The sequence below is a fragment of the Acidovorax sp. NCPPB 3576 genome (genome assembly GCF_028473605.1).
Classification (GTDB): Bacteria; Pseudomonadota; Gammaproteobacteria; order Burkholderiales; family Burkholderiaceae_C; genus Paracidovorax.
The window spans coordinates 1,521,984-1,537,500 of record NZ_CP097267.1 but is presented as its reverse complement, the minus strand read 5'-3'; the positions used below and the strand labels follow the sequence as shown (position 1 = coordinate 1,537,500).

Sequence of the window (15,517 nt, the reverse complement as noted above, 5' to 3'; positions counted from 1 at the left end):
TGCGCTCGCAGACGGGCTACGGCCGCAGGCCTGGACTGCGAGGTGGCAAGCCCGCGGTGGTCGCGCCAAACCACCTGCAGCGTCAGTTCAAGGTGGCTGGGCCCAATCAGTCCTGGGTCACGGACATCACCTACATCCGAACCCACGAAGGCTGGCTGTACCTGGCGGTTGTGGTCGATCTGTTCTCGCGCCAAGTAGTGGGCTGGTCCATGGGTAGCCGCATTGACACGAGCCTGGTCCTCGATGCACTGCTGATGGCACTATGGCGCCGCCAGCCGCATGCGCCTGTCATGGTTCATTCCGATCAGGGCTGTCAGTTCACCGGCCACGAGTGGCAGACCTTCCTGCTCGACCACAACCTGGTCAACAGCATGAGCCGCCGTGGCAACTGCCACGACAACGCAGTGGCCGAGAGCTTCTTCCAACTGCTCAAGCGCGAGCGCATCCGCAGGCGGGTCTACGACACCCGTGACGATGCGCGAGCTGATGTCTTCAACTACATTGAAATGTTCTACAACTCAAAGCGCCGACATTCATCGGCGGCGGGACTATCACCTGTAGAGTTCGAACAGCAACATTCCCAACGGCTCAAAAGTGTCTAGAAATGCCGGGGCGATTCAGTAGTCGCGCTTGAAGGTGTTGACGAAGCTCTTGGCCATGCCATTACTCTGCGGGCTGTACACCGGCGTTTTGATCGGCTTCAGCCCCAGCGATCTGGCAATGCCGCGCGTCTCATGCGCGATATAGGTGATGCCGTTCTCCGTGAGCAACTCCAGTTCTTACTCCTGGGGCATAGCCTCAACCGCGCCGAAGCGCCGCTCCACGGCTTCCACCAGCATGTCGCGCACCGGTTCACCCTGCAGCCCCTTGCCCTCCCAGGCCCGCCACGCCAAGATCTCCCGGTCGCAGTAGTGCTTGGCGAAGGTGGCCGTCACTATCTCGCCCGAATCGCACTTGATCTCGAAGCCGTCGGAGCACCAGCGCATATTGCTCATCGGCACGCTGACCTGGCCATCGTGAACGCGGCTCGAATGCCGCCGCTTGGGCGCCTTGGGTAGTAGCTGATGCCAAGCCATGACCCGATAGATGCGCTTGTGGTTCAGCACCCATCGGCCCTGCGAACGCCGATCTCGATTGAGCAGCGCACCAGCCCTGCGATAGCCATAGCTGGGCAACCCGGCAATGTGGCATCGGATGTCGGCCAGAAATGCCTCATCCTGGGCCGGCGTGCGGCTACTGCGGCCATCTCGCCAGTCACCGGTCCGGTGATACCGCACATGCAGCTTCGAGCGCACCACGACCAGCGCCGAGCAGACTAACTTCATTGGTCGTCCCTGGGCAACAAGGGCGAGCGCGCAATCCATTTTTTTGGCGCGGCGATCTCCACGGCTTCCTTGAGGATTTCGTTCTCCAAGGTCTTCTTGACCAGCATGCGTTGCAGCTTGGCGATCTCGGCGCGGACTGCGGCCAGCTCCGATGCCGGCACAACCGCTTCTCCTGCGCTCACGGCCACCAGCGCGCCTTCGCGATCCAGGCGGCGCCAAGTGAACAGCAGAACAGCAGGCTAGCCGATACGCCCTCCTGGCGGGCCACGAGTGACACGCTCATGCCCGGTTCATACGTCTTGAGAACCAACGTCGCCTTCTCGGCAGCCGACCAGCGTCGCCTGCGCTGATCTCGGGCAATGACTTCAATCGTCTCTGTATCCCTAGGCTGAATCGACATTCAGCTTATAGGCTAAAGGGATGAATGAACGATCAACTTCATCGCGTCCCAGCCGCTACGAATTAAGCCATGCGCAGTGGGCGCGCATAGAGCAGATGCTGCCAGGGAAGGTCAGCGACCCAGGCCGTACTGCCACAGATAACCGCGTGTTCGTCAATGCCGTGCTGTGGGTGCTTAGCTCCGGCGCGCGCTGGAGCGATCTGCCGCCACGCTATGGGGCCTACAAGAGCGTGCACAAGCGTTTCACCCGCTGGGCCGAGAAGGGAGTGTGGCAGCGTCTGTTCGACACGCTCAGCCGTGACCGGGACAACGAGTACGTGATGATCGACAGTTTGATCGTAAGAGCCCATGCGCAGGCGGCCACGGGAAAAGGGGGGCGCCGGATTCGGCTCTGGGGCGCTCCCGAGGAGGTCTGAGCACGAAGATCCACTTGGCCGTCGATGCCCTGGGGCGACCCGTGCGCATTTTGCTGACGGGCGGGCAACGCAACGACATCACCCAAGCCCATGCGTTGCTGGCAGGGCTGGCACCTGGGCATGTGCTCGCCGACAAGGGCTATGACAGCCGTGCCTTGGTGGAGGCAATCCAGGCGTAAGGGGGCGAGGCGGTTATTCCGTCACGCAGTTGCCAGCAGCCGCGCATCCACGACAAGGTCAAGTACCGCTTGCGTAATCGCATTGAGCGGTGTTTCGCACGCCTGAAGCAATGGCGCCGCGTGGCTACGCGCTATGACCGCAAGTGTGCCAACTTTCTCGCCGGCATCTTGCTGGTCCAGCTTTATTTGGCTGAATGTCGATCCAGCCTATTCATACTCACAGTCCTATGCCTATCTGGAAGATAAGCGATGGACTGTGTCCGGAGATTCAGAGGGCTATCTCACTTGCTGGACCAGGCAGCGCAGTTCCGCGGCTACCCGTTAGCGATCCAAACCGACCAGGGCCCGGAGTTCACCAGCTGGGCCTTCATGGCGGGGGCGGCGGCGCGCGGTGTTCGGCATCTGCTCAATGATGCAGGCTGTCCGACCCAGAACGCCTATATCAAGAGCTTCAACGGCAAGTTCCGCGACGAGTGCCTGAATGAGCAGTGATTCGAGTCGCTTTCGCAAGCCAGAGGGGAAATCGCCCGTTGGCGACGCGACTATAACAAGGTGCGGCCCCACAGCTTATTGGGGCGTATCCCGCCGGTCAGCTTCGCCGCCCTGCATCGCCAGCGTGCTGCCGATGCAGGGCAATCACCGGAGATTAAGTAGTCCGTCCTGAACAATTCCCAAGCTGTTGATCTGGCTTGCAGTTCTTCGGTTTGATGGACGCAGGATTTGCAAGGTATGGTTGTTCCAGTACCTGTTTTCTTGCAAATCGCCCCGAGGAGTTCGATGGGTCCGAAGCCTTCACAGCCGCAGAGCGGCGAGTTGTTCATCTCCCGGCTCGACGAGTTGATCAACATGCAGCACCCGCTGGTCCGACTGGCGGCGCTGATCGACTGGGCCGAGATCGAGCGCACGTTCGCGGTGTCGTTCACTTCTGTGCGTGGCCGGCCGGCCTTGCCGCCGCGCTTGGTCGCCGGCCTGCTGTACCTGCAGCACACGTTCGACGCCTCCGACGAAGCCGTGGTCAATACGTGGGTGGAGAACCCGTACTGGCAGTTCTTCTGCGGCGAGACCTACCTGCAGACCGAGGCGCCCATCGATCCGTCGAGCCTGACGCGCTGGAGAAAGCGCATCGGCGAAGAAGGCGTGGAGACGCTGCTGGCCGCCAGCATCGACGCTGCCCGCCAGGGCGGCGTGATCCAGAAGGCCAGTACGCAGCAGGTGATCGTGGACACCACGGTGATGCCCAAGGCCATTGCGCACCCCACCGACAGCCGCTTGCTGGACAAGAGTCGCCAGCACTTGGTCAAGGCGGCCGAGGACAACGGACTGCGGCTGCGCCAGAACTACAACCGGGTGGCCCCTCGGTTGGCCGTGCAGATCGGGCGCTACGCGCACGCCAGGCAATTCAAGCGCATGAAGAAGGCCGTGCGCACGCTGCGCACTCGTGTCGGGCGGGTGCACCGCGAGGTGCAGCGCCAACTGCACGTGCTGCCCGAAGCGGCCAAAGCCAAGGTCCTGGACCTGCTGCAGCGCACAGGTCGCATCCTGACCCAGGCACCCAAGGACAAGAGCAAGCTGTACGCCCTGCACGCGCCCGAGGTGGAGTGCATCAGCAAGGGCAAAGCCAGGACACCCTACGAGTTCGGCGTGAAGGTCAGCATCGCCACCACGCTCAAGGAAGGCCTGGTGGTGGGCATGCGCTCCATGCCGGGCAACCCCTACGACGGCCACACGTTGGCCCAGACGCTGGAGCAGGTGGGCATCCTCACAGGCACGGACAGGCCGCCCGCCACGGCCATCGTGGACAAGGGCTACCGGGGTGTGGAGATCGAAGGCGTGCGCATCCTGCGCTCGGGCCAGAAGCGGGGCATCACGAGGACGCTCAAGGCCATGATCAAGCGAAGAAGCGCCATCGAGCCAGCGATAGGCCACATGAAGATGGACGGCAGGCTGGGTCGCAATCCGCTCAAGGGTGCGCTGGGCGATGCGCTGCATGCGGTGATGTGCGGCGCCGGGCACAACCTGCGCCTGATCCTGGCCGCGCTGCGGCTTTATTGCGTCCGATTCGGGCTGTCCATGCAGGCAGTCATCTCTGCACTGGTCGCAGCACCTGATGACCGCCGACCCGTCTGATGCTGAAAGCAGAATTGTTCAGGGCGGACTAAGTAGTCTCCACAACCTTGGACTCGCTAATTCAACATTGGCACGTCTAAAGGGGGCAGGTCACACATGCTGGCGGTGCATGTCACGCCGGCTGACGAACAGGAGTGTGTCCAGGTGCAGCGCCTGTGCGAGGACGTGCAGCGGGCCACGGGCCACACGGTGCAGCTGGCCTTGGCGGACCAGGGCTACACGGATGAGGCTGCATCCAAGGCAGCGCAGGACAGCGGGATCGACCTGCAGATCGTGAAGTTGCCGGAGGCGAAGAAGGGCTTCGTGCTGCTGCCCCGGCGCTGGGTACTGGAGCGCAGCTTCGGCTGGCTGGCGAGATTCCGCAGGCTCTCGCGGGACGACGAGCGACTGCCCGAAGTGCTCGGCGGGCTGCATTTCCTTGTCTTTGCGGTGCTCATGTTGCCCGCCGCCGCACGGGTGCTGGCTGGGGCAGGAAGTTCATAACACGCTCTAAGGTTCAGGCATTGAACTTCAGGTTTGAGATCGTCGTCTGTAAATACACGAAAACTCAGCAACTTCCTTCGAATGAAAATCACAGACGCCATTTATCCATCAATTTTTCAGGACTCAAATTATCATAGCCTTCAAATGGCTGATGAATCCAAGGATTGGTCGTCAAGAACTCCACAGAATAATCAGGAATAAAACTAGAAATCGCTTTCGTCCAGATCACTGCGCTACGCAATTCTATGATCGGTGCATATTGCGTCTTCAACAAATCAATAACCGCACTCAAGGTATGCCCGGAATCAGCCAGGTCATCCACCAAAAGCACTTTCCCTGCGATTTCGCCTTTGGGCGTGGTGATGAATCTGGCGATATCAAGATGCCCTTGAATCGTTCCCGCCTCTGCACGATAAGAACTGGTTGACATAATGGCAAGGGGTTTGCCAAAAATTCGACTCAAAATGTCACCTGGCCGTAATCCGCCACGGGCAAGACACAGAATCGTATCAAATTCCCAGCCAGACTGATGCACCTTGAGTGCCAATTTTTCAATCAAGCTGTGATATTCATCATAGCTTACATATAAATGCTTACCATCTTCCGTCAGCATAAAACACTCCTGATTCGATCACTACAATTTCGCTTAACTTAACCAGGCACTTATTCACTTGCCAAGTATGGGTTATGCAATGTAATGGTGTGATCTCGGTCAGGACTTGTGGAAATCATGGCGATCGGAACACCCGTTACCTCTTCAATACGTTCCAAATAGCGCCTTGCATTGGGCGGTAATTTTTCATAGCTCGTCACACCAACGGTTGAATCAGACCATCCGGGAATTGATTCATAAATCGGAATACAACGCGAGATCTCCTCTGCCCCCATCGGAAGAATTTCGATTCGCACGCCATCCAATTCGTAGCCCGTACACAGCATGAGTTCTGACAGCCCATCCAATACATCGAGCTTGGTAATGCAAAGCCCTGTAAGTCCATTGACCTGAGCGCTGCGCTTCAAAAGTGCTGCATCAAACCAACCACAACGCCGGCTTCGACCAGTGGTAACACCTTTTTCCGCACCTACCGTACTCATGTGATATCCAGGAGTGCCAGCCACCTCCCAGTCCAACTCGGTGGGGAAAGGTCCTCCTCCCACACGGGTACAGTAGGCTTTAGTGATGCCCAAAATATAGTGAAGCAGGCCAGGCCCGACCCCGGATCCCGCTGCAGCATTACCTGCAACACAATTACTGGAGGTAACATAAGGGTAGGTGCCATGATCGACATCCAACAAGGTCCCCTGTGCCCCCTCAAACAGCAAATTAGCCCCTGCAAGATGGGCTGTATTCAATTCGCTGGATACGTCTGCAATCATGGGCCGGAGCAACTCTGCATGCCTCATTGCTTCATCGTACACCGCGTCAAATTGCACCTCTCCATCGATCAGATAAGGAGCCAGCGACGTACCGAACACAAAAGAGCCAGAGTTCAGAAAAGTCTTAAGCACATGGTTGTGCAGCTTCAGCAACTCACGCAGCTTTTCAGCGAAGCGCGTCGGGTACTTCAGATCTTGGACACGCAATGCGCGGCGCGCAATCTTGTCTTCGTACGCCGGTCCAATGCCACGACCCGTTGTGCCTATTTTTTCAGCCCCCTGATGTTCGCGTGCTGCTTCGCGAGCAACATCAATCGCTACATGAAAAGGCAAAATAAGAGGACAGGCTTCGCTGACGCGAAGACGTGAGCGCACCTCCACTCCAGCTTTTTCCAGTCCTTCGATCTCCTCGAACAACTTGGCAACTGACAGCACTACACCGTTGCCGATGTAGCACTTCACGCCCGGCCGCATGATGCCGCTAGGAATCAGGTGCAAGGCAGTCTTGACACCGTTGATGACCAACGTGTGGCCTGCATTGTGTCCGCCTTGAAAACGGACTACGCCTTGAGCGCTTTCCGTCAACCAGTCCACCAACTTGCCTTTGCCCTCGTCACCCCACTGAGTGCCCACGACGACCACATTCCGACCTTTGGTTGCTTTCATTTCAAACCCGATTCAATTAGCTAATGCTTCAAATAACTTGCACGACCCAACGGCCAGCAACCTTTGCCAACTCTCGGTCATAGCGAAACTCGTCGACTTCACTTTCGTGACCAGGCAAAACGCATACAACGGTCTCGCCTTGGCTTCGCAACTCGGCAACCGCCGCGTTGACTTCAGAGTCTTGCTTCCAAGGCGCTCTGATGGCGGCCTTCAAAGCCCGCGGGGAGACAACCCCCACCAGTTGCTTGATATCCAAGCTAAAGCCTGCAGCCGGACGATTGCGTCCAAAAACTGCTCCGACTTCATCGTACCGACCACCGCGGACAACGGCGTCGCTCGCGCCCTTTGCATAGATGGTGAATCGCGCCCCGCTGTAATAGGCGTAGCCTCTCAGGTCTGCCAAATCAAAGGTGACGTTGGCCCCGGTGAGATGGGCGGCCAGTGAGCGCAAGTTCTCTAATATTTCGTGTACACCAGGCACGTAGTGAAGTGCCCGCTGAGCTTCGTCCAAAACAGAAATGTCGCCATACAACTTCAAAAGCGTATTTAACCCATCACGTTGCGCGGCAGGAAAGGCTTTTGTCAGGCTAGCCAACTCGCTCGCATCTTTGGCTGCAAGTGCCAAGTGCACTCTGCGCATCGTCTGAACGTCCAGGGATAGACCCGACAGAAGACGACGAACAATACGCACATCAGCCAAATCCACGCTGGTTTCACGAACTTCTGCCACCCGCAAACACTGCAGCGCAAGTAAAACAGCCTCCAGATCGGCTTCCAAACCGGCATGGCCATAAATTTCGGCGCCAAACTGCAGCGGTTCCCTCGTGGCATGGGGCCGATCAGGCCGCGTATGGAGTACAGGGCCGCAGTAACACAACCGAGTGACACCTTCGCGATTGAGCAAGTGGGCATCAATGCGAGCGACCTGCTGCGTCATGTCAGCGCGAATCCCCAAGGAGCGCCCCGACAACTGATCAACCAGCTTGAAGGTTTGTAGATCGAGCGCCTCACCTGTGCCCGTCAACAGCGACTCGAGATGTTCCATCAAGGGGGGCATGACCAACTCATAGCCATAGCTCTGAGCGGTGTCTATCAGCCCGCGACGTAGTTCTTCGATGTGGCGAGCCTCGGAAGGCAAGACATCGGCAATGTGATCCGGAAGGACCCAGGCAGACATGGAAATGGGAGGCTGTTAAAAAGGCGATTCTACCGGCATGACAGCCGGCAAGGACTGCCCACTACCCGCTACGTTGGACCAACTCAGTGGCACCTGTCCCTGTCACGCACCATCGCTCGTCAACGCCTACAAAATTGCCAGCGAACTCGCTTGCGTGCCGAGACAGTAGCCCCTGCAGTCACAAAAAAGAAAGCGCGCGCCCTTCAGGGCGCGCGCCGATCTGTGTCACTTACTTGCGATTTCCAGAGGGAGACGCAGCACCAGGCGAAGTACCCCCGCCACGGAAAGCCTTGAAAAATTCACTGGAGGTGGGATCAACCACCATCACATCACTCTTCTTGTTGAAGCTTGACTTATAGGCTTCCAGGCTGCGATAAAACTGCGCAAATTGTGGATCACGTCCGAATGCCTCCGCATAAATGCGAGCAGCTTCCGCATCCCCTTCCCCCTTCAACTTTTGAGCATCACGGTAGGCATTGGCAATCGCGACCTCGCGCTGGCGATCTGCATCGGCACGGATTTTTTCGCCCTCAGCCGCCCCCGTGGAACGCAGTTCGTTCGCAACCCTCTTTCGCTCCGCCTCCATCCGCCGGTAAACGGATTCAGTGATGGCCTCGACATAGTCAACACGGGTGATTCGAACATCAACAACATCGACGCCCCAAGGCTTGGCACCTTGAACGACTTCCAATACTTCACGCTTCACATCTGACATCAAGGCATCACGCTTGAGAGACAAAAGCTCTTTGACCGTGCGCTTGTTGACCTCTTCCTGGAACGCGTTGCGGACCACTCGATTCAACTGCAGCGCTCCGGCATTTTCGTCAAGTCCCACATTGCGGATGTAGGCTGACGGATCAGAAATTCTCCAGCGCACATACCAATCAATGACGACCCGCTGCTTTTCTGCAGTCAGCATCGATTCGGTATCCGTGCTATCGAGCGTCAGCAATCGCTTGTCGATATACCGCACGTTCTGAAACGGCGGAGGCATCTTGAAGTTGAGACCTGGCTCGGTGATCACATCCTTGATCTGACCAAGTTGGTACACCACACCGAATTGGCGCTGGTCCACCACAAACAGGGTTGAGCTCAGTAAAGCCAGCAACACCAAGACAGTGGAAACGATAAATCCGACTCTGTTCACAATACGCTCCTAACGAGACTCGCGCTCACGCGTGCGGCTGGTGTCCCGAGCGCGGGGATCAGCAGGAAATGTAGAAGCGGTTCCTGCAGAAGGTACCGTCGACGATGCAGCCGGCGGCACGGAGTCATTCGGAGTTGCGGCCCCCGTCTGCGCGACACCCTGCATGATTTTGTCCAGCGGTAGATACAACAGGTTTGAACCTTGGCGCGACTCCACCAGCACTTTGGTGACGTTGGTGTAGATCTGCTGCATCGATTCGATGTAGAGGCGATCCCTTGTTACTTGAGGCGCCTTTTGGTACTCGGTGAGCAGCGAACTGAAACGTTGCGCATCGCCCTGGGACTGAGCAACGATCCGCGATTTGTAGGCGGCAGCTTCTTCTGCCAACCGAGAGGCCGAGCCAACCGCACGCGGAATGACGTCGTTGGCATAGGCTTGCGCTTCGTTCTTTGCCCGCTCGCGCTCCTGCCCCGCCTTCAGCACATCATCGAAGGCTGCCTGCACCTGCTCAGGCGGACGCACGCCACCCTGCTGCAAATTAATGCCGACCACTTCAACCCCGACCTTGTAGCGATCAAGGATCGTCTGCATGAGGGTCCGAACCCTCGGCGCAATTTGATCGCGCTCTTCGGCCAAAGCCGTATCCATCCGCATCTTGCCCACGATTTCCCGGACTGCGGTTTCCGCGGCCTGAACCACGGCATCTGAGGGGTTTCGGCTTTCGAACAACCAAGCTCTCGCATCATTCAACCGGTACTGCACAGCAAACTTGATTTCGACGATGTTTTCGTCTTCAGTCAGCATTGCCGATTCGCGCAAGCCGGTGCTCTTGATCACCACGTCACGACCCACATCGGCGGAGCGGATTTGCGTAACGAACACCAACTCGTGACGCTGTATCGGATAAGGCAGCCGCCAATTGAATCCGGCATTCACAGTGCTTTTGTATTTTCCGAACTGCGTGATGACAGCCTGCTGACCTTCTTGCACAATAAAAAAACCGGTTCCGAGCCAGATCAGAACAGCTATTGCAGCAATCAACCCGACGCCAAAACCCGCATTTTTCATGTCCGGTTGGAAACCACCGCCAGTAGGGCCGCGGCCGCCTCCCCCCTGCTTTCCACCAAAAAGCCCGCCCAGCTTTCGGTTGAGATCACGCCACAGCTCATCCAGATCAGGCGGCTGACCCGCCGTGTTTTTGTCACGCCCTCGATTGCCCGAAGGTGGCGTGGCCGATGGACGTTCCGGGTCGGAGTTTCCTGCTCCATCGCTCTTGTCATCGCCACGACCCCAGCGAGGATCATTCAGATTCAACATTCCCCGAATGCGCTCAGGCAATATGGCCCAGCACAGGGTACGGCTTTGAGGATTCATTCGCAAAATCTCTGTTTCTCTGAATACGTGAACAAAGAGGCATTGTGCACAATCAGGCAACGCCCGGAGGCAATTCAACATCGCCCCCTAGGGTCATGGATGCGGACTCAGCCTTGGGCACCCTCCCTGACAATCCATGCCTCAAAGCTGTCAGACCTTCACCAGACCGGGCACTCAAGAAAAATCGCTGAACCGGCGTACCGTCCATGTCATAGACGTCATTCAGCACTTCCGGCCGCTGCTCGGGCAACACCATGTCCAGCTTATTGAAGACCAATATCTGAGGCACGTCCGATGCCCCAATTTCAGACAGCACGCGTTGGACCTCAGCGATCTGCTCTGGAAAATTAGGATTCGATGCATCCACTACATGCAGCAGCAGATCTGCATCCACGGCTTCCTGCAGAGTGGCTTGAAACGCATCGATCAATCCATGGGGAAGATCGCGAATGAAACCCACCGTGTCTGACAAAGAAACCGATCGCCCTGCTTCAGCAAGATAAAGCTGACGGGTGGTCGTATCCAGCGTGGCAAAAAGCTGATCAGCAGCATAAGCTCGCGCTTTCACGAGTGCATTGAAAAGCGTGGATTTGCCTGCATTGGTATAGCCCACCAATGAGATGTTGAACGTGTCGCGTCGCTCGCGCTGGCGCCGCTGCGTGGACCGCTGGCGCTTGACCTTTTCGAGCCTGTCACGCGTACGCTTGATCGACTCGCCAATCATTCTTCGATCAAGCTCGATCTGGGTTTCACCTGGCCCGCCACGAGCGCCAATGCCGCCTCGCTGACGCTCCAGATGAGACCAGCGTCGTACAAGCCTGGTGCTCAGGTATTGAAGCTTTGCCAACTCGACCTGCAGCTTGCCCTCGTGGCTGCGAGCGCGTTGGGCGAAAATCTCCAAAATCAAAAGAGTTCGATCATTGACGGGGAGATCCAGATGCCGTTCTAGATTGCGCTGCTGCGCCGGACTCAGCGCCTGATCGAACAGGATCTCTACTGCCTGATGCATCTGAGCAAGCAAGCGGATTTCGTCTGCCTTGCCACTACCCACAAACAATGCAGCGTCAGGCGCCTTCCGCTTGCAGGTGATTCGGGCGACGGGATTCAAACCCGCCGTCTGCGCAAGCAGCCCCAACTCCTCCAACTCGGCATCGAAGTGGGGCAGGCCGAAGTCAACGCCGACAAGAATGACAGGCGTCTTAGGCGAATCCAGAGTGTCTTGCGAACTCAAGGCGATCCGACCAAAGACATGACAGCTACATGCCCGTTGGGCATACCACCTTCAGTCAAGAGTTGCCGGCCTCAGCTTCAGGCGTCTCTGCTGTCGAGAAGTTGACAGCACGACCTGGGACGATGGTGGAGATGGCGTGTTTGTAGACCATCTGGGTGACCGTGTTACGCAGCAGCACGACGTACTGGTCGAAAGATTCGATCTGTCCCTGCAGCTTGATACCGTTCACGAGGTAAATCGAAACGGGCACATGCTCGCGACGAAGCGCGTTCAGGAAGGGATCTTGAAGAAGTTGGCCTTTGTTGCTCACGATATTCTCCGTGTTCAGGAATATTGTTGTAAAGCGGCACCTTACCACAGCTATAGCCGCTTCGAAGGAAAACCGAGGAAGCCCCTCGCAGGGGGCGGGCTAGTGATCGCCCTTGTCAGTGAATGGATTGTGCGACGTCTTCAGCTCGATGCGAAGCGGCGTGCCCACCAAGTCGAATTCTTTGCGGAACCGGCCTTCAAGGAAACGCTTGTATGCCTCGGTAACATGTTCCAAAGAATTGCCATGGATCACGATGACAGGCGGGTTCATGCCGCCTTGGTGGGCGTATCGCAATTTGGGACGGAACATGCCAGAACGCTTCGGCGCCTGGAATTGCACCGCCTCCAACAGCAGCCGTGTCAGCACCGGCGTGGACATCTTGCACATCGCCGCTTTTTGAGCCTGCACGATGGACGTCCACAAAGGGCCCAACCCCTGGCGTTTCTTGGCCGAGATGAAATGCAGCGAAGCAAACTTGAGAAACGACAGACGCGTTTCGATGGAGCGCTCCAGCAACTGGCGGCCATAGTCATCCATGGCATCCCACTTGTTGACCGCCAAAACCACTGCGCGACCGCTTTCGAGAATGTATCCGGCGATGTGCGCATCCTGGTCAGTGACGCCCTGGGTTGCATCAAGGACGAGCAGGACCACATTGGCAGACTCGATGGCCTGGAGGGTCTTCACCACCGAAAATTTCTCGATGGCTTCGAACACTTTGCCTTTGCGGCGCAGGCCTGCGGTGTCGACCAGCTCGAAACGCTGTCCATTGCGCTCGAAAGGCACGGAGATGGCATCCCGCGTGGTTCCCGGCATGTCGAAGGCGACCAGGCGCTCTTCGCCCAGCCATGTGTTGATCAAAGTGGACTTACCGACGTTCGGACGGCCCGCAACCGCAAGCTTGACTACGCTCTTGTCCTCCGCGTCGCCGTCCTCGTCCGGATCCGGCAAGTGCAGCGGCTCCAGAGCCAATTCGACCAAGCTACGAATGCCCTGCCCGTGGGCAGCAGAAACGGGATAGATCTCACCGAGCCCCAATTCGTAGAACTCGACGAGTTGCACCCCTTCGCGCATCCCCTCGGCCTTGTTGCCGACCAGAAGACAAGGCTTGCCCAGGCGCCGCAAATAGTTGGCGATGTCATGGTCTTGCGCAGAAAGCCCGGCGCGAGCATCCACGACGAATATGACGACGTCGGCTTCCGCAACAGCCTGCTGCGTCTGCTTGGCCATTTCGCGGTAAATGCCGCTTGCGGCATCCGGCTCAAAGCCTCCGGTGTCAATCACGATGTACTCGTGCTTGCCCTGCTTTCCGTTTCCGTAGTGTCTATCGCGCGTTAAACCGGCAAAGTCGGCAACGATCGCGTCTCTGGATTTCGTCAGCCGGTTGAAGAGCGTGGATTTGCCCACATTGGGGCGACCGACCAAAGCGATGACTGGTTTCATCCAGATAACCCATCAATCCGGACGAAAGCCGTAAACGCCGCCATTGCGGGTTACAACCACCAAAGTGTCTCCCGCGGCCACTGGCGCCGCAGCAATGCCCGAACCATCGGTCGCCATTCGATTCAGCGGTGAGCCATCCTCACGCGAGAGAAGATGCACCAAGCCCGTATCGTCGCCCACGACGACCGACCGGCCGAGCAACAACGGTGCTGTCAATCGGCGATATTGAAGTCGGTCCGAAGACCAGGCACGGGAGCCATCTGCGCGCCGCCATGCGACAACTGCTCCGTTGCTCTCGGTTCCGAAAATCGTCGTGTCATCGCCATGAATGCCTTCCGTTCCATTGGCCGGCTGCGTCCAGGCAACGGTGCCCCGTACCGTGTTCACACAGCCCAGCGTGGAAACGAAAGCACGGGCGCAAACACTGTCACCCTCGCGGCTCGTGCGCCCCACCAATTCGACCAGCCGCTCGACGTCATTGGTGCCCCGGGGGCTGGCCAATGGTGCTTCCCAACGCACCGTGCCGTTGTCGGGGTTGAAACCGACCATTCGCCCCGCCAGACCGGCAACCAGGGTGTCGCCTACCGCCGTCAATACTCCCGACTGCCGCAACACCAGCGGCTCTCCCGGCCGCGGCTGACTCCACAGACGAAGCCCCGTTGCAGCATCAAAGGCAGAAACGGATCGATCGGCAGCCAACACGAAAATGCGATTGCCTGCCACCAGCGGCGCTGTGTACGCTTGCGCAGGAAGCGGCTTGCGCCAGATCTCACGGCCATCAGACAGGGCGATCAATTGGTTATCGACAGAGACGACTGCAGCCCATTTGCCGTCACTGCCCACGCCAGCGGACAACGGGGTACCCACACTGGCGCGCCAGACATCACCACCCGTCCGTGCATCCACCGCGGCAATCACGCCATCCGAAGAGGCCACCGTTACCGTGCTGCCATTGACATGCACATCCAGGGGCAACCGCCCAATGCTTCCCACCTTCGAAGTCCACGCTTGGCGTACACCGATCACCGGCACGTTCGCACCCAGATCAGCCGGCTTGGGTTTGGAGGGGCCGCTCCATAGGGAGCAACCGGTCAAGAGGGCACAAGCCATTGCAACGGCACCGACCACCGCGCGCGAAGCGCCAAAACCCTTCGTCAAGAAACCCACGTGATTCCGCATCATTTGGAATCTCCCGCAGCGGCTGCCGAAGCCACGAGTTGTGGCTGTACACCAAGGGCATTCAGCTTCACCTCGACCAACCGTCGGTACTCCATGCCTTCCTCGAGCGCTTTGTAAGCGCGTTGGTACTCGGCGATGGCTTCCGGCTTCTTGTCCAGCAACGCGAGTGCATCGCCCTTGCGATCAGCCACCAGGGCATCGAACTCTGCGGGAAAACTTCCGGACAACTGTTTCAACGCTTCGTCATAGGCCTTCTGGTCCATCAGCAGGCTGGCAAGCCGTAGCTTGGCCAACGCTTGGTATCCATTGTCCGAAGCATTGTCGGCAACCCACATCAGGGCCGCTTTGGCGCCATCGGGATTACCGCTTTCCGCCAAGCTCTTGGCCGCCAGCAGACCTGCCTGCCCTGCTTTCGTCGTGCCGCCGTATCGCGACTTGAGGTCGCCGAAAGCCTGCTCCAAACGTGCCGTGTCCTTTGCCTGAGCGGCCGCCTCCACGGCATCGGACAGCGCTGCAGCTTGTGCTGCTTGGCGGTTCTGCCAATACTGGTATCCGTTCCATGCCGCAAAAGCGCCAAAAATCAACACCAGGATGCCACTGATCAATGTGCCCCAGGTGTTCCAGAAATGCTTGAGTTGGTCAAGCTGCTCTTGTTCTTCAAGATCGAGGTGATTTGCCATGTA

General features: G+C 58.0%; 12 protein-coding genes and 4 pseudogenes (1 of these 16 running past the window's edge). 5 read left to right on the top strand and 11 right to left on the bottom strand.

Going from position 1 to position 15,517, the window contains the following annotated elements; translation table 11 throughout:
• Positions 1 to 602, top strand: a protein-coding gene (locus tag M5C98_RS07160; protein ID WP_272551872.1) for an IS3 family transposase; it begins 549 nt to the left of the window's first position. Within the gene, positions 1 to 602 belong to an annotated coding region that runs on past the window's edge; the region does not span the whole gene.
• 18 nt (positions 603 to 620) lie between these two features.
• On the opposite strand, the pseudogene M5C98_RS07155 reads toward M5C98_RS07160, so the two are convergent.
• Positions 621 to 1,725, bottom strand: a pseudogene (locus M5C98_RS07155) (IS3 family transposase); the annotation flags it as partial.
• Positions 1,726 to 1,745: 20 nt separating this feature from the next.
• On the opposite strand from M5C98_RS07155, the pseudogene M5C98_RS07150 reads away from it, so the two are divergent.
• From M5C98_RS07150 to M5C98_RS07135, 4 genes and pseudogenes are all read left to right on the top strand, one after another.
• Positions 1,746 to 2,566 (top strand): annotated as a pseudogene (locus M5C98_RS07150) (IS5 family transposase).
• Between the two features lie 39 nt (positions 2,567 to 2,605).
• A pseudogene (locus tag M5C98_RS07145) lies at positions 2,606 to 2,974 on the top strand (integrase core domain-containing protein); the annotation flags it as partial.
• A gap of 123 nt (positions 2,975 to 3,097) precedes the next feature.
• The gene (locus tag M5C98_RS07140; protein WP_272547823.1) at positions 3,098 to 4,447 is read left to right on the top strand and encodes an IS5 family transposase; all 1,350 of its coding nucleotides are present in this window, start codon (positions 3,098 to 3,100) and stop codon (positions 4,445 to 4,447) included.
• Between the two features lie 96 nt (positions 4,448 to 4,543).
• Positions 4,544 to 4,930, top strand: a pseudogene (locus M5C98_RS07135) (transposase); the annotation flags it as partial.
• 88 nt (positions 4,931 to 5,018) lie between these two features.
• On the opposite strand, the gene M5C98_RS07130 reads toward M5C98_RS07135, so the two are convergent.
• The 10 genes from M5C98_RS07130 to M5C98_RS07085 form a co-directional block, all read right to left on the bottom strand.
• Positions 5,019 to 5,543 (bottom strand): phosphoribosyltransferase, encoded by a 525-nt coding sequence (locus tag M5C98_RS07130; protein ID WP_272551871.1) that lies wholly within the window; start codon positions 5,541 to 5,543, stop codon positions 5,019 to 5,021.
• A gap of 50 nt (positions 5,544 to 5,593) precedes the next feature.
• Positions 5,594 to 6,973 carry an adenylosuccinate synthase gene (locus M5C98_RS07125; RefSeq protein ID WP_272551870.1) on the bottom strand — a complete coding sequence of 460 codons (1,380 nt, stop codon included), beginning with the start codon at positions 6,971 to 6,973 and terminating at the stop codon, positions 5,594 to 5,596.
• A gap of 28 nt (positions 6,974 to 7,001) precedes the next feature.
• On the bottom strand, positions 7,002 to 8,150 hold the full coding sequence (locus tag M5C98_RS07120) for an ATP phosphoribosyltransferase regulatory subunit (RefSeq protein ID WP_272551869.1): 1,149 nt from the start codon (positions 8,148 to 8,150) through the stop codon (positions 7,002 to 7,004).
• Between the two features lie 229 nt (positions 8,151 to 8,379).
• Positions 8,380 to 9,297 (bottom strand): protease modulator HflC, encoded by a 918-nt coding sequence (hflC, locus tag M5C98_RS07115; protein ID WP_272551868.1) that lies wholly within the window; start codon positions 9,295 to 9,297, stop codon positions 8,380 to 8,382.
• A gap of 9 nt (positions 9,298 to 9,306) precedes the next feature.
• Entirely contained in the window at positions 9,307 to 10,671 is a 1,365-nt protein-coding gene (gene hflK / locus M5C98_RS07110; RefSeq protein WP_272551867.1) for an FtsH protease activity modulator HflK, read from the bottom strand.
• Between the two features lie 52 nt (positions 10,672 to 10,723).
• Positions 10,724 to 11,902, bottom strand: a complete 1,179-nt coding sequence (hflX, locus tag M5C98_RS07105; RefSeq protein ID WP_272551865.1) for a GTPase HflX — start codon at positions 11,900 to 11,902, stop codon at positions 10,724 to 10,726.
• A gap of 55 nt (positions 11,903 to 11,957) precedes the next feature.
• The gene (gene hfq / locus M5C98_RS07100; protein ID WP_272551864.1) at positions 11,958 to 12,212 is read right to left on the bottom strand and encodes an RNA chaperone Hfq; all 255 of its coding nucleotides are present in this window, start codon (positions 12,210 to 12,212) and stop codon (positions 11,958 to 11,960) included.
• Between the two features lie 99 nt (positions 12,213 to 12,311).
• On the bottom strand, positions 12,312 to 13,655 hold the full coding sequence (gene der, locus M5C98_RS07095) for a ribosome biogenesis GTPase Der (protein ID WP_272551862.1): 1,344 nt from the start codon (positions 13,653 to 13,655) through the stop codon (positions 12,312 to 12,314).
• A 12-nt stretch (positions 13,656 to 13,667) separates the two neighbouring features.
• On the bottom strand, positions 13,668 to 14,765 hold the full coding sequence (gene bamB, locus M5C98_RS07090; RefSeq protein ID WP_272553190.1) for an outer membrane protein assembly factor BamB: 1,098 nt from the start codon (positions 14,763 to 14,765) through the stop codon (positions 13,668 to 13,670).
• Between the two features lie 68 nt (positions 14,766 to 14,833).
• Positions 14,834 to 15,514: a YfgM family protein gene (locus tag M5C98_RS07085; RefSeq protein ID WP_272551861.1), complete on the bottom strand. Its 681-nt coding sequence runs from the start codon at positions 15,512 to 15,514 to the stop codon at positions 14,834 to 14,836.
• Positions 15,515 to 15,517: the final 3 nt, after the last annotated feature.